We start from the raw sequence: 14,109 nt of genomic DNA on the forward strand, positions 1-14,109 counted from the left end.
CCCGCCGCATCTGTCATCGGGCGGGGCAAGCCTGTTGCCAAATCCTCTGTCCCGCGCCGCATGTCACTGTCCCCTGGCCGGTTAGTCCGTGCGGCCGACTTCGGCGGCTTTTTCGGCAAAACGCAAGGCTTCCGCCGGGGCATGGCCCAGTTGCCGGGCCGGATCGAACAGCGCCTTGGTGTCCAGGTCGGGGAAGTCCCGTGCCGCCAGTGTGCCAAGGGGCGTCGCGCTCTCGTTGGCCTCAAGGCAGAGCCGTTTCACGGCCGCCTGTGCCTCGGGGCGGGGCAGGGTCTCGGTCAGGGCAAAGCTCAGCGCCTCGGCGTGGATCATGTCGAGCCCGCTGTCCAGGGCTGCGGCCATGGCATCCGCGTTGGGGGTGATCCCGGCAGCAAGCGCCTTTGCCGTGGTGGCAGCACTTGCGGCGCCCAGCACGATCTGCGGCAGGCACATCCATTCGGTGAACCAGGCGGCGCCATCGCGCTGATGCTGCTGCATGGCGGCGCCGTGCAGCACCGACACCAGCCCCGATCCCTGCCGCGCCAGTGCCACCAGCGCCGAGGGCGCGACCGGGTTCTGTTTCTGCGGCATGGTGGAGGAGGCGCCGGCACCGCCAAGGCGGATCTCCTGGATGCCGGTCTGCACCAGCGCGATGCAATCCTCGCCCATCTTGCCCAGAGCGATGTTCACCCGCACCATCCAGTCGGCAATGCGCGTCACCGGGCTGCGATCGGTGTGCCAGCTGCGTTCGGGATCGCCCAGGGACAGCCCCTCGGCGAGGGCCGCGCGCACCTCTGGCGCTTTTGCTCCCAGTGCTCCGGCGGTTCCGGCCGCGCCCGAAAGGGAGACCAGAAGGCAGGACCGGCGCAGAGCGGGCAGTTCTTCCAGCAGTGCGATCAGCGGCGCGCCCCAGGCGGCGACCACGGCGCCGAAACTGGTGGGGGTGGCGTGCTGTCCATAAGTGCGGGCGGGCATCGGCAGTTCGGCATGGGCGCGGGCGAGTGCTGCCAACGCGCCAAGAACGGACTTCAGATCGGCCTCAATCGCGGCGAGGGCCTGGCGCAGGCGCAGCATCAACCCTGTGTCCATGATGTCCTGCGAGGTGGCACCCCAATGGACATATTGCGCATGTTCCGGAGCGTTCATCTCGCCACGCAGCGCGGCGACCAGCGCGGGCACCGGCACGCCGTTCTGACCCGTGGCCTTGCGCAGGGCGCCAGGGTCGAGGGCCACCTCCATGGTGGCACGCTGGATGGCGGCGGCGCTGATCTCGGGGATCACGCCTGCGGCGCCTTGTGCCTTGGCCAAGGCGCCCTCGACCAGAAGCATGGCGCGGATTTCTGCGCTGTCGCTGAACAGGCGACCCACATCGCCCGCCGGGAAGAGATCGCCATAAAGCTGGCTGTCGAAAACCGATCCGGCCATGTCAGAGATCCTTTTCGATCTGGGTGAGTAGATCCGCCAGATCATCCGGCGCGGCGAAGAAGGGAGAGTGGGAAGTCTCCATCACGTGGACGCGCTCCGCAGGCCAGTCCTTCACCATATCGGCCTGGTACTCCGGCGGAATGGTCTGGTCACCCGCGCAGCGGATATAGGCCTTGGGGGTGACGTCCCAGTTGGCGCCAAGGGTCAGCGGCGTGTCCTGCGGGCGGATCGCTTGCGGGCAAAGGTGTTGCAGCGCGAAAGCCACCGCTTCGTCCGGGCAGTCATGGTAGAACAGGCGCGGCACCTCGGCGGGGTCGATTGTGTAGCTGTTGCTGTCCTCGTCCTTGATCACCGCATGGGCCAGGGTCTGGCGCGGTCCGCGCTTGCGCATGTCGATCATCGACAGGCCCGAGATCGGAACATAGGCACAGAGGTAGATCAGCGCGCGCAGGCGGCTGGGGTCCTTTTCGGCGGCGGCGGAGATCGGGAAGCCGGCCCAGGAATGACCCAGCACGATGGTCTCCGCCCCGGCCGCCATCAGGATCGCCTCGGCGGTTTCCTCCAGCGTGACGCTGGTCAGGTCGCGCCCATCGTTGTGGCCGGGCAGGTCGATGGCGCGGGCGGTGTGTCCGCGCGCCTCCAGCGCGGGGATAAGGTCGCGCCAGCACCAGGCGCCATGGCAGGATCCGTGGATCAGCAGAAAGTCAGCCAATGTGTCCGATCTCCTTGAGGAAGCTTGTCAGCCGTTCGGTGTATTCATCGGGTTTCTCGACGCAAGGGATGTGGCCCGCGCGGCGGATCAGGTGGAACTGCGAGCCAGGGATCAGATCGACGGTTTCGCGCACCAGATCCGGCGGGGTGGAGCCATCCTCGGCCCCGGCAAAGCCAAGGCAGGGCAGGCGCAAGCCACTGGTGGGGGTGTAGAAATCGGTGCCCGCAATGGCGGCGCAGCAGCCCGCGTAGCCCGCGCGCGATTGCTGCACCAGCATGTTGCGCCAGAGGGTCAGTTCGGGCGTTGCACGGAAGTCCTTGCCGAACCAGCGCTCCATGACGTTGTCCGCCAGCGCCTCGATGCCCTGTTCCTCGACCGCCTTGATCCGCTCCTGCCACATCTCGGCGGTGCCGATCTTGGCGGCGGTGTTCGACAGCACCAGCGCGCGCACCTGATCGAGCCGTTTCACAGCCAGGCCTTGCGCAATCATGCCACCGATGGAGAGACCCACGAAGACGCAGTCGCGGACTTCCAGCAGATCCAGGAGCCGCTCGGCATCGCGCACCAGTGCGCCCATGGAATAGGGGGCAGGGGGCACGGTGGACAGACCATGGCCCCGCTTGTCATAGCGGATCACCTTCAGGCCCGCAGGCAGGCGTTCGACCACCGCGTCCCAGACCCTGAGGTCGGTGCCCAATGAGTTGGCAAAAACGATGGGTGCGCCATTCGGGTCACCGTCGACACGGTAGTGCAACTGGACATCGCCCAGATCCGCGATTTGCATGATATCTCTCCCCGTCACGTATCCGGCGCACCATATCCGCGAAGGCAAGGGAAGGTAAAGCAGAGGCCCGGTCGCAGGGGCGCGTGCCTCAGGCGAGTTTGTCCAGCGCGCGGGAGAACATGGCCGGATCCACGTTGCCGCCCGTGGCCACGGCGATCACCGCGTCGCCTTCGATCTCATCCCCATGAAACAGCGCCGCCGCAAGGGCCGCGGCACCGCCTGGCTCCACCACGATCTTCAGTCGCAGGAAGGCCAGCGCCATGGCCTGCAGGGCTTCGTCCTCGGTGATGATAATGCCGGGGCCGCAAAGGCGGGACAGGATCGGGAAGGTGATCTCCCCTGGCGCGGGGGTCAGGATCGCATCGCAGATCGACCCGGAGGTGGCAGGATTGCTTTCGATTTGCCCACTGGCCAGCGACCGGGCCACATCATCAAAGCCTTCGGGTTCGGCAGGGCGCACTCGCAGACCCGGCGCGCGGGCCTCCAGCGCCAGGGCGACCCCGCCGGTGAGGCCGCCGCCACCGCAACAGACCAACACATCGCCCGAGGTGACGCCCTCTGCGGCGGCCTGCTCGGCGATCTCAAGCCCGACCGTGCCCTGACCGGCGATCACCTGAGGCTCATCATAGGGTTTGATCAACGTTAGGCTGCGCGTCTGGGCGTAGTGGGTGCCGATCTCTTCGCGGCTTTCGCCGCCGACCCGATCATAAAGGACCACCTCGGCCCCCAGCGCGCGGGTATTGTCGATCTTCAGCTGCGGCGCATCGGCGGGCATGATGATCACCGCGGGTGCGCCATGGGCCTTTGCCGCCGCAGCGACGCCTTGGGCATGGTTGCCACTGGAATAGGCGATCACGCCGCGTTTGCGGGCTTCCTCCTCCATCGCCGACAGCGCCGCCCAGCCGCCGCGAAACTTGAAGGATCCGGTGTGTTGCAGGCACTCGGGCTTTACCAGCAGGCGACGTCCCGCGATCTCGTCCAGGAAGGGGGAGGACAGCAGCGGCGTCTTGCGGGCGTGGCCCTTCAGCCGCGCGGCGGCGGCTTCTATCATGGCAATGGAGGTCATGAAATCTGGTCCAATAGGGAATGAATAAGGGTGAGGGCAGCGGGTTCATCGAGAAAGGGCACATGGCCGCGATTGTCCAGCTCCACCGCCTTCAATGACGGCAGGCGGCGCTGCATCTCGAGATAGGTCGCATGGCTCAGCACGTCCGAGTTCGCGCCCCGGATCACCCCGCAGGGCAACCCGTCCAGCGCCATGAACAGCGGCCATAGATCGGGGAGCGGGCCCGCCTGGGCTTGCGCCAGCAGCGCATCGCGCAGGTGGGGGTCATAGCGCAAGGAAAGGCCATCCGGCGTTTCGTCGTAAAAGACCGCTACATCTTCGCGCCAGCGGGCGGGCGGCACATCGGGAAAGGCGGGTGCCATCAGGGCGGCCAGCGTTTCGGCGGCCTTGTCGTGCGTCTTGGCGGCGGGGCGGCGGCCGACGTATTCCATGATGCGGGCAATGCCATCCTGCGGGATCTCGGGCCCGACATCGTTCAGCACCACGGCCAATAGGCGGTCCTTGGCGGTGGCGGCCAGCACCATGGCCACCATCCCGCCGCGCGAGGTGCCGAGGATCGCCGCCTGTTCCAGGCTCAGGTGATCCATCAGCTCGGTCACATCCTGCGCTTCGCGCATGACGTTGTAATTGGCGATGTCCGGGTCATGCTCCGACCGCCCGCGACCGCGCGCATCCAGCGTGATCATCCGGTAACGCGCGGCATGAGGCGCGAAATAGCGAAAATCCTGCCCGTCGCGGGTGAGGCCGGGCAGGCAGACCAGAGGCAGGGCACCCGCCTGCCCGGTATCGGTGAAGTGGAGCGACAGCCCGTCTGAGGTTTTGAAGTGCGGCATCTGTGTGACGTGCTCCTTTGGAGGCGCGGAAGATCAGCCCTTGGCGATGTCCGGGATCGTGGTCAGGTCGCTGAGGACATGTTTCGGGGTCCAGGGCAGGCGGTCCATCGGCTCGCCCACGCGGTTGACCCAGGCGGTCTCGAACCCGTATCCCGTGGCCGCTGCGGCATCCCAGCCGTTGGAGGAGACAAACAGCACCTCGGAAGGCGCACAGGAAAACCGTTTGCCGACCAGATCGTAGACGCTGGAGTGGGGTTTGAAGACGCCGACGCTTTCGACCGACAGCACGTCGTCCAGAACCGCGCCCACCCCGGCCGATTGCACGCAGCCCTCCAGCATGCCGGGCGATCCGTTGGAGAGGATCGCGGTGTTGAAACCGGCCTCTTTCAGCTGGGTGAGCATCTGGGGCACCTCGGGATAAGCCTGAAGCTCCCAGTAGAGCGCCAGGAGGCGTTCGCGCAGGGGGGCATCTCCGGCAAGGCCCACGGCCTCCAGCGCCCAGTCCAGACCGTTTTGCGTCACTTCCCAGAAATCCGTATGGGCGCCTGTTATGGCCCGTAGCCAGGTGTATTGCAGCTGCTTCAGGCGCCAGTGGTTGGCCAGTTCGGCCCATTTGTCGGCAAGCTGCGGGAAGTCGGGTTCGCTTGCCGCCTGGCGCGCGGCAGCGGCGACATCGAATAGGGTGCCATAGGCATCGAATACACAGGTTGTGATGGGCATTGGGTCCTCCGTTGCGGCAACACTGTCACAGGAAGAAGCCGGAGAGAAAGTGCGAACTTGTATGGGTCACAATCATGTCAGCGATGTGCAGGAGCTGTCATGGAGTGGCGTAACAGCTACGAGGAGGGCTGTGACCTGCGGGTTTACATCACGGGCTGAGCCTGTAGGCTCGGCCCCTTCACAAGCAAGCAGGAACTGGAGGTCTCATGACCGAGGTAAAGAACGGCGATACCGTGCGCATCCACTACACGGGCAGATTGACGGATGGCACCGTCTTCGACAGCTCGGACGGGCGCGATCCGCTGGAATTCACGGTGGGCGCCGGTCATGTGATTGCCGGGATGGATGCCGGGTTGCCGGGCATGGTGGCTGGCGACAAGAAGGTGCTGGAGATCGCTTGCGAGGACGCCTATGGCCCCTCCAACCCGGACGCGCGCCAGGCGATCCCGCGGGAGGGTATCCCCGATGACATTCCGCTGGAGCCGGGCACCCAGCTGCAGATGCAGACGCCGGAAGGGCAGATCCTGCCGGTAACGGTAGTCGAAGCGGATGAGGCGACGGTGACGCTGGATGCCAACCATCCCCTGGCAGGCCAGGATCTGATTTTCGATATCGAGTTGGTGTCGATCAACTGACCGATCAGCAAATAATGGCGGGCGTGCTCCCGTCCGAAACGGCCGGATCAAAGATCCATCCATTTCCGTTGGGCATGGCGCCGCTGCGCGGCACAGGTGCCCGCTGAGAGGCACCAAAGGGGCGATATGCCCCTTCGGCGCCACTAGAAGTGTGTTTCCTGCCAAGACCGCCTCAAGGGCAAGCCGCACCTTTGGTGCGGCGGCTGCGCCGCCCTTGACCCGGTTTTGGCAATCCCAATCTTGGCCAGTGGGGCAGCGCGCAGGGCGCGCTGCCGGGCCCAACGGGAGCGGATCCATCTCTGATGGTTTCGCGACGGGCGGGAGGGGCTGCTTCGGTTTCCTACTTGCATCGCAGGGAAACTGTGGTTTCTCTGGCTCCGGGGTTTGGGGTCAGGGAGGGAAGGCAAGGTGGCTGTGGATCTGGTTGACAGACTGGGGCTGGAGGTTCCGATCTTTCAGGCGCCGATGGCGGGGGTCAGTTCTCCGGCCATGGCGGCAAGCGTCAGCACTGCAGGCGGTTTGGGTGCTTTGGGGGTTGGTGCCTCCGGCGTGGAACAGGCCCGCAACATGATCCGTCAGACGCGTGCGCTGACGGACCGTCCTTACAACGTCAATCTCTTCTGCCATCGTCCCGCCCGGCCGGATCCGGTGCGCGAAGCGGCCTGGCTGCAGGCGCTGTCGCCGCTCTTTGCGCGTTTCAATGCGGTGCCCCCTGCGGATCTGGGTGAGATCTATACCAGCTTTGTCGTGGATGGTGCGATGCAGCAGATGCTGCTGGAGGAGTGCCCCGCGGTTGTCAGTTTCCACTTCGGTCTGCCTGCCCGCACGGTGATCGCGGATTTGAAAGAGGCCGGGATTTTCCTGATGGCGACGGCGACGTCCGTGGCGGAAGGGCGCGCCATTCAGGATGCAGGCATCGATGCGGTGGTGGCACAGGGCTGGGAGGCGGGCGGCCATCGTGGCCTCTTTGACCCTGAGGCAGAAGATGCGCGGCTTGGGGCCTATGAGCTGACAGAGGCCTTGCTGGCCGAACTGGACCTGCCGGTTGTCACCGCAGGTGGGCTGATGGAGGGGGCAGATATTGCCAGGGCGCTGCGTCTTGGGGCTGCGGCGGCGCAGCTTGGAACCGCCTTCATCGACAGTGACGAAAGCCTGGCAGATGCGGGTTATCGCGCGGCCCTGCAGTCAAAGGCGGCAGAGGAAACCACGATGACGGCTGCCATCTCCGGTCGGCCCGCGCGCTGCCTGGCCAACGGGTTCACGGCCTGGGCGGCAGAGCGCGGGGCGAGCGAGATCCCCGACTATCCGATCGCCTATGATGCGGGAAAGGCCTTGAATGCTGCCGCCAAATCCGCTGGGGTGTCTGAATTCGGCGCTCAATGGGCAGGTCAGGGCGCTCCGCGTGCGCGATCCGGTTCGGCAGGGCAGATCATGCAGATGCTCAGAGCCGAGTTACAGGCGGCCATGGCCTAGGCCTGCAACGCCTGCGGGGGCAATCCGCGCGATGGGGAGGAGATGACGACATGAGCACGCGAATGGACGATCTTCTGGCGCGCATGCGCACCCTTCAGGATGAGCTGGAACAGGAAATCGCCGAGAAACGCGCAGCCTTCCAGTACCGGCTGGAAAACGGTCGCATCGTCTGGGAGGAAGAGGCCCGTCGTCGCCATCGCGAACTGCGGGTGCGCTGGTTGCGGTTTCTGGCCTACACCCGCCCCATGGTGCTGCTGACGGCGCCGGTGATCTACAGCCTGATCCTGCCCTTCGCGCTGCTGCATCTATTCGTGACCCTCTACCAGGCGGTGTGTTTCCCGGTCTATGGCATCCCGAAGGTGCCACAGGGCGACTACATCCGGCTGGATCGCCACCACCTGGCCTATCTCAACTGGGTACAGAAGCTGAACTGTGTCTACTGCGGCTATTGCAACGGGGTCATTGCCTGGGTGCGCGAGGTCGCCAGCCGGACAGAGGCCTATTGGTGCCCGATCAAACATGCGGCGCGGGTCGAAGGCGCGCATGCGCGTTATGCCGAGTTCTCCGAATTCGGAGATGGCGAGAGGTTCGAGGCGAGCCTTGCCCGCTCTCGCCGACAGGTGCAGGAACAGGAACAGGATCAGGATACGACAGCGGATACGGGGCAGGGTCAGGCTTGATCTGACGATTGAGCGCCGCAAAAGAAAAGGGCGCCCTGCTGAGGCGCCCATAATCCTGCTCGTCTGGCACTGCAGCCCTAGAGGTTTTCCTGCTGCGGCATGCCCAAGACATGGAAGCCGCCATCAACGCGGATGATTTCACCGGTGGTATAGGCGCCTGCATCCGAGGCCAGGTAGACAGCCGTGCCGCCCACTGCCTCGAGCGTTGCGTTTGATCGCATCGGGGCGTTCTGCTCGGTGTGCTTGTAGGTCTTGCGCGCCCCGCCAATGGCCGCGCCTGCCAGCGTCTTCATCGGGCCGGGAGAGATCGCGTTGACACGGATGCCATCGGGGCCAAGGTCATCGGCGAGATAGCGCGTCGCGCTTTCCAGTGCGGCCTTGGCGACGCCCATGACGTTGTAGTTCGGCGTCACCCGGTTGGAGCCGCCATAGGTCAGCGTCAGCAGGGTGCCGCCGCTTTCCTTCATCATCGGATAGGCGCGGCGCGCCACCTCGATGAAGGAATAGGCCGAGATATCCAGCGAGTTCTTGAAGTTCGCGCGGCTGGTATTGATGAAGCGCCCGGTCAGCTCGGATTTGTCGGAATAGGCAATCGCGTGGACCAGGAAGTCGATCGTCGGCCAGCGTGCGCCCAGCTGTTCGAAAGCCGCATCGAGCGAGGCATCGTCGGTCACATCCACATCGACCATGAAATCGCTGCCGACGCTGGCCGCCAGCGGTTCCAGCCGCTTGCCGAATGCCTCACCCTGGTAGGTGAAGGCCAGCTCGGCGCCCGCATCGGCCATCGCCTTGGCAATGCCCCAGGCGATGGAGCGTTCATTGGCAACGCCCATGATCAGGCCCCGTTTGCCGGTCAATTGTCCTGACATGGTGCGCTTATCCCTTGTACTTGCTCAGGACCATGGAGCCATTGGTGCCCCCAAAGCCAAAGCTGTTTGTCATCACACTGTCCAGCCCTGCATTTTCGACGCAAGCGGTGGCAACCTCGCTGGGGTCGATCCCCTCGGCAAGAGTTTCGACGTTGATCGAGGGGGTGATGAAATCATTGTCCAGCATCAACAGGCAGAAGATCGCCTCCAGCGCGCCGGCAGCGCCCTGCGCGTGGCCGGTCATCGACTTGGTCGAGGAGATCGGCGGCACGTTGCCTGCGCCAAAGACGCGGCGGGCGGCTTCGACCTCTCCCACATCACCAACGGGCGTCGAGGTGCCGTGGGCGTTGATATAGGAGACTTTGCGCCCCTCGGGCAGGGTCGACAGCGCCAGGCGCATGGCGCGTTCGCCGCCTTCGCCACTCGGGGCGACCATGTCATGCCCGTCGGATGTGGCGGCGAAACCCGTCACCTCGGCATAGATCTTGGCGCCGCGTGCCAGCGCGTGATCGAGATCCTCCAGCACCACGATGCCGCCGCCGCCGGAAATCACAAAACCGTCGCGGTTCTGGTCAAAGGCGCGGGAGGCCTTTTCAGGGGTGTCGTTGTACTTCGAGGACATGGCGCCCATGGCGTCGAACAGGCAGGAGAGGGTCCAGTCCAGTTCCTCGCCGCCGCCTGCGAACATCACGTCCTGCTTGCCCATCATGATCTGCTCGGCCGCGTTGCCAATGCAATGCAGCGAGGTGGAGCAGGCCGAGGTGATCGAATAGTTGATCCCCTTGATCTTGAAGGCGGTGGCAAGGTTCGCCGAAATCGTCGAGGACATGCATTTCGGCACCGCAAAGGGCCCGATCCGCTTGGTTGCGCCGGTTTTCAGCACGGTCTGATGTGCCGTCAGCATGGCCGAGGTCGAGGGGCCGCCAGAACCAGCCACCAGACCGGTGCGCTCGTTGACGATCTGATCCTCGGTGAGGCCCGCATCGGCGATGGCCTGGCTCATGGCGATATGGGCATAGGCTGCACCAGGCCCCATGAACCGCAGGGTGCGCTTGTCGACGTGTTCGGCGACATCGATCTTCAGCGTGCCGGCCACCTGGCTGCGAAAGCCGTGCTCGGCCATCTCGGGGCTGGCGACGATGCCGGATTTTCCGGCTTTGAGCGAGGCAAGAACCTCTTCGGCAGTGTTGCCGATCGAGGAGACGATCCCCAGACCGGTGACGACAACGCGACGCATAGATGCACTCCCTTGATACCTTGTGCCTTACTAGGCTGTGCAGGGCATGGGTGCAAGATGGGTTGGCTTGGGGCAAAGGCTGCCGTGGCGCGAGAATCAGTGAATACGGCCTCGCCCTGGATGCGAACCGGGTAACAGCCGCGGGGTGGGTGCAGTCGCCGCCAATCGCGCAGGGCGGGAAAATTACTCTATCTTTATGCGGGAATTGCGTAGGCTTTATGATTTCGCCGAATAAATGGGCGCGCCGGGCGATATTGACTTAATATTGTGCATAACCCGCTGAACTCTCTGCCATAAACGCTTCTTCAATCCGGCCATTTTACCCTTCTCAACAACGCAAGTCCGCTCTGCAATCGAAATGGATAAAGGGATTGAGTGATGAACCTACGTCTTCGTGTTGTCATGTTGTTGGTTATTGCCCCGCTGGCTGCATTGGCAGGCTTTTTTATCTACTTTGAAATCTCCAATGCCAAATCAGTGATGCTGGATGCAGCCCAGACCGCAGCTCAGGTTGATGACGGGGTTATCGTCAGTGATCTGGTACATGAACTTCAGAAAGAGCGCGGCTATTCTGCAGGTTTCATCGCGTCTGGTGGAAAGAACTTCCCAGCCGAATTACGGAAACAGCGACAAGACACAGAAGCGGCTCTGCAAGCCTTCCTTGCGCAAACGCCAACCCTAAAGACGGCCAAGAGCGAGAGCTTTGCGCAGGCTGAAGAGCTGTTGGCGGAACTCGCAGACCAACGCGGACGCGTCGATAGTTTTGACTCCACGGTTCCCGTCATGGCCCGCTACTACACCGGAACCATAGCCGTGTTGCTCAAACTGGCCCGGGCTGAGGTGGCGTCGAGTGCCGACAAATCCGTGTTCAAACTTCTTGAAAGCACCGCACTCCTTGCGCTTGCCAAGGAACGAGCCGGGCTGGAGCGTGCCATGGGGGCGACTGGCCTGGGTGGCGGTTTCAAATTGTCGGTGTACGAGCGCTATATCTCGCTTGGGGCCATACAGCGCGAACTCTTGAACGAGACGACATATGTTCTGCATGAGCCGAATTGGCTGGACGAGCTATATCAGCAGGAAGCCTACAAGGCGTTGAGCGCTGCCCGCGACGTGATCTCTGCGGGCTACGAAAGCGGAGATTTCCAGAACCTGACCGCCCCGAAATGGTTCGGCATCTCGACCGACTGGATCGATTTGTTGCGTGCCGAAGAGATCGCGCTGGGCGATCGGATCGTTGAATTGTCGCATGCGGAACTAGATGCCGCGAACGCCACGTTCAATCAGTTCTTGATGGTCGGTGCTGCTGTCGGTGTCCTTGTCCTTGCCTTCGCCGTGGTTGCGTTCGAAACAATGATCCGCCGGATCAAGGTGTTGATCGAAGTTGTCAACGGCTTCACCCGTGGAGAGTTCGATGTCTACATCAAAGGCATCGATGGGAAGGACGAGTTGAGCCGAATGGCCAATGCGATCTACCACTTCAAGCAGGAAACCCTGGCCATGCGGCGGAACGCGGAGGAGCTGGAAAATGAGCAGCTGACTCTGAAAGAGCAGCAGGACATTGTTGTGACGGAATTGCGCAGCGGATTGGAGCGGCTGTCAAAAGGCGATCTCACCGTCGAATTCGCGCAAGCCTTCCCGGGCGAATACGAAGGTCTGCGCCATGACTTCAATACGACGGCGCAGAAATTGAATGACACGCTGTCCCACATCCGTGACGCCGCCCGGCGGATCCTGCAAAGCGCCTCTGAGATCCGCAGCGGATCTGACGACCTGTCCCACCGGACCGAAGGCCAGGCGGCCACCCTGGAGGAAACCGCCGCGGCGCTGGAGGAGTTGACCGGCAGCGTGCGGGCGGCAGCGGAAGGGGCGCGCAACGCCGAGGCCACCACGGCAGAAGCCGGGCGCGATGCCACGGCCAGCGGCGCGGTGGTGAAAAAGGCGGTCGATGCCATGGCTTCGATCGAACAGTCTTCGGGCCAGATTGCGCAGATCATCTCGGTGATCGACGACATCGCCTTCCAGACCAACCTCCTGGCGCTGAACGCCGGGGTAGAGGCGGCGCGGGCCGGCGAGGCGGGCCGGGGCTTTGCCGTGGTCGCCGCCGAGGTCCGCAGCCTGGCCCTGCGGTCCTCCGATGCGGCCTTGGAGATCAAGACTCTGATCGAGGAAAGCTCGTCTCATGTGGACAGCGGCGTCCAACTGGTGAACGAGGCGGGCAGCGCGCTGGAGACGATCGTGGGCCGTGTGGAGGATATCTCAAAGCTGGTGTCGGGCATCGCCCGGGGCGCCTCGGAGCAGGCGACCGGACTGGGAGAGATCAACATCGGCGTGTCGCAACTGGACACCGTCACCCAGCAGAACGCCGCCATGGTGCAGGAGAGCAATACGACCAGCCACCGGTTGAGCACCGATGCGGCAAACCTGGAAGAGATGGTCGCCCGTTTCGACCTGCGCGACGGGGATGTAGGCCACGCGGGCTTGAAAGCGGCCTGATCCCAACCCCGCCCCGCGCCCCGGCCTGCACTCTGAGGGGGTGTTGGCGCATGCAATCCAACCAGCGGCCTTGCGGATCATAGAGGTGATCCCGAGGCCGTTGTGTTTTGTGTGAAGGGTGCGTCGATACCGTGTGCCAGATCAGATCGTGCAGGGCATGAGTGTGAGGTGGGTTGGGGCGCCGAACGGCGTAAGTAGCGCGCAGCGCAATCCTTCGGTGTTATGTTTCTGCTGGTTGCTATGATTACGTGCATGATATATGAGTGAAATCATGCAATTGAGAGAAATACCTTTGAATGATTTGCGCGTTAATCGCGCGAACGATAGGCATGGCGAGTTGGAAAACGAGACAGCTGCGATTGCTTGGCTGTTCAACATGCGAGAAGCTCATATGCGTAACCTCGCCAAAGACATCGTTGAACAAGGTGCAATCTATGAGCCGCCACTTGTATCTGCCGACAATGGAGTGTTCACAGTTTTCGACGGCAATAGGCGGGTCACTTGCCTCAAACTGCTGTGTGAGCCGACGCGTGCGCCGACAACTCAGCTCCAAGATTTCTTTTCCGAACTTAGGAAGAAATGGGTAGGCCCATTCCCTGAGAAAGTGACCTGCCATGTAGAAAATGACCGTGACAGACTGGATAGTATTCTTTTCAGGCGACACACGGGATCACAAAACGGTGTCGGGCAGTCTACGTAGGACGACCGCATGAAGAACAACTTTGTCCAGAGAACCGGACAAGGCGGGGGGTTCAACGTAGCTGATGAAATAGAACAAAGGCTGTCGATTGCCGATTTGCTCCCCGAACGCCGCCCAATTCCACGCTCCACTATGAACCGCCTCCTCTCAGCCGAAGCATTTAGAAACAGGCTGGGATTCAGCGTTCGAAAGAAAAAGTTCGAGTATACGCACAATGAAGAAAAGGTGCTGTCTGCACTGGCTCGTGTCGCGGAGGATTTGGCTAATAGAAAGGTTGTTTTAGGTGATCTTTGGGATGTGGATGGGAAAAGGGCGTATTTGGATAAGCTTGAGGCGGAGGGAGTTCTGCCCACGGTCGCTGATGCGTTGTCGGCAGAAAGCAAAAAGCCCCCGCTACCCCCTAAGTCCCCTAGGGTCAGGACTCATAGCCAGTAAATGACGAGCGCTGCGAGTGCGATGGCTGACAGGAAGACCTTTGGGCACCT

The 14,109-nt window shown here is 63.0% G+C and carries 14 protein-coding genes; 6 read left to right on the forward strand and 8 right to left on the reverse strand.

The window, feature by feature from the left end:
* Positions 1–81: 81 nt before the first annotated feature.
* The 6 genes from PXK07_RS08785 to PXK07_RS08810 all read right to left on the reverse strand — a co-directional run bounded on the left by PXK07_RS08785 (position 82) and on the right by PXK07_RS08810 (position 5,537).
* Positions 82–1,422: a lyase family protein gene (locus PXK07_RS08785; RefSeq protein ID WP_274847847.1), complete on the reverse strand. Its 1,341-nt coding sequence runs from the start codon at positions 1,420–1,422 to the stop codon at positions 82–84.
* A 1-nt stretch (position 1,423) separates the two neighbouring features.
* On the reverse strand, positions 1,424–2,134 hold the full coding sequence (locus PXK07_RS08790; protein ID WP_274847849.1) for an alpha/beta fold hydrolase: 711 nt from the start codon (positions 2,132–2,134) through the stop codon (positions 1,424–1,426).
* Positions 2,127–2,918 carry a 3-oxoadipate enol-lactonase gene (gene pcaD / locus PXK07_RS08795; RefSeq protein ID WP_274847850.1) on the reverse strand — a complete coding sequence of 264 codons (792 nt, stop codon included), beginning with the start codon at positions 2,916–2,918 and terminating at the stop codon, positions 2,127–2,129. Before pcaD ends, PXK07_RS08790 begins: the two co-directional genes overlap by 8 nt.
* Positions 2,919–3,006: 88 nt before the next feature.
* Positions 3,007–3,984 (reverse strand): threonine ammonia-lyase, encoded by a 978-nt coding sequence (locus PXK07_RS08800; RefSeq protein WP_274847851.1) that lies wholly within the window; start codon positions 3,982–3,984, stop codon positions 3,007–3,009.
* Positions 3,981–4,817: an alpha/beta fold hydrolase gene (locus PXK07_RS08805; RefSeq protein WP_274847852.1), complete on the reverse strand. Its 837-nt coding sequence runs from the start codon at positions 4,815–4,817 to the stop codon at positions 3,981–3,983. The genes PXK07_RS08800 and PXK07_RS08805 overlap by 4 nt, the downstream gene beginning before the upstream one ends.
* A gap of 33 nt (positions 4,818–4,850) precedes the next feature.
* Positions 4,851–5,537, reverse strand: a complete 687-nt coding sequence (locus PXK07_RS08810) for a haloacid dehalogenase type II (protein WP_274847853.1) — start codon at positions 5,535–5,537, stop codon at positions 4,851–4,853.
* Positions 5,538–5,743: 206 nt separating this feature from the next.
* Between PXK07_RS08810 and PXK07_RS08815 the strand changes: the two genes are divergently transcribed.
* The 3 genes from PXK07_RS08815 to PXK07_RS08825 all read left to right on the forward strand — a co-directional run bounded on the left by PXK07_RS08815 (position 5,744) and on the right by PXK07_RS08825 (position 8,325).
* Positions 5,744–6,172, forward strand: a complete 429-nt coding sequence (locus tag PXK07_RS08815) for an FKBP-type peptidyl-prolyl cis-trans isomerase (protein WP_274847854.1) — start codon at positions 5,744–5,746, stop codon at positions 6,170–6,172.
* A gap of 408 nt (positions 6,173–6,580) precedes the next feature.
* On the forward strand, positions 6,581–7,645 hold the full coding sequence (locus PXK07_RS08820) for an NAD(P)H-dependent flavin oxidoreductase (RefSeq protein WP_274847855.1): 1,065 nt from the start codon (positions 6,581–6,583) through the stop codon (positions 7,643–7,645).
* 50 nt (positions 7,646–7,695) lie between these two features.
* Entirely contained in the window at positions 7,696–8,325 is a 630-nt protein-coding gene (locus PXK07_RS08825; protein WP_274847856.1) for a hypothetical protein, read from the forward strand.
* Positions 8,326–8,402: 77 nt separating this feature from the next.
* Here the strand turns inward: PXK07_RS08825 and PXK07_RS08830 are convergent, their stop codons facing one another.
* Together PXK07_RS08830 and fabB are read right to left on the reverse strand one after the other, a co-directional pair.
* Positions 8,403–9,194, reverse strand: coding sequence for an enoyl-ACP reductase FabI (locus tag PXK07_RS08830; RefSeq protein WP_274847857.1), 792 nt, complete (start codon positions 9,192–9,194; stop codon positions 8,403–8,405).
* Between the two features lie 7 nt (positions 9,195–9,201).
* Positions 9,202–10,431: a beta-ketoacyl-ACP synthase I gene (fabB, locus tag PXK07_RS08835; RefSeq protein ID WP_274847858.1), complete on the reverse strand. Its 1,230-nt coding sequence runs from the start codon at positions 10,429–10,431 to the stop codon at positions 9,202–9,204.
* Between the two features lie 378 nt (positions 10,432–10,809).
* Here fabB and PXK07_RS08840 point away from each other — a divergent pair, with 378 nt between their 5' ends.
* From PXK07_RS08840 to PXK07_RS08850, 3 genes are all read left to right on the forward strand, one after another.
* The gene (locus PXK07_RS08840; RefSeq protein WP_274847859.1) at positions 10,810–12,924 is read left to right on the forward strand and encodes a methyl-accepting chemotaxis protein; all 2,115 of its coding nucleotides are present in this window, start codon (positions 10,810–10,812) and stop codon (positions 12,922–12,924) included.
* Positions 12,925–13,183: 259 nt separating this feature from the next.
* Positions 13,184–13,624 carry a hypothetical protein gene (locus PXK07_RS08845; RefSeq protein ID WP_274847860.1) on the forward strand — a complete coding sequence of 147 codons (441 nt, stop codon included), beginning with the start codon at positions 13,184–13,186 and terminating at the stop codon, positions 13,622–13,624.
* Positions 13,625–13,633: 9 nt separating this feature from the next.
* Positions 13,634–14,059 carry a hypothetical protein gene (locus PXK07_RS08850; protein ID WP_274847861.1) on the forward strand — a complete coding sequence of 142 codons (426 nt, stop codon included), beginning with the start codon at positions 13,634–13,636 and terminating at the stop codon, positions 14,057–14,059.
* Positions 14,060–14,109 lie beyond the last annotated feature (50 nt).

The organism is Phaeobacter sp. QD34_24 (assembly GCF_028890115.1).
Classification (GTDB): Bacteria; Pseudomonadota; Alphaproteobacteria; order Rhodobacterales; family Rhodobacteraceae; genus Phycobacter.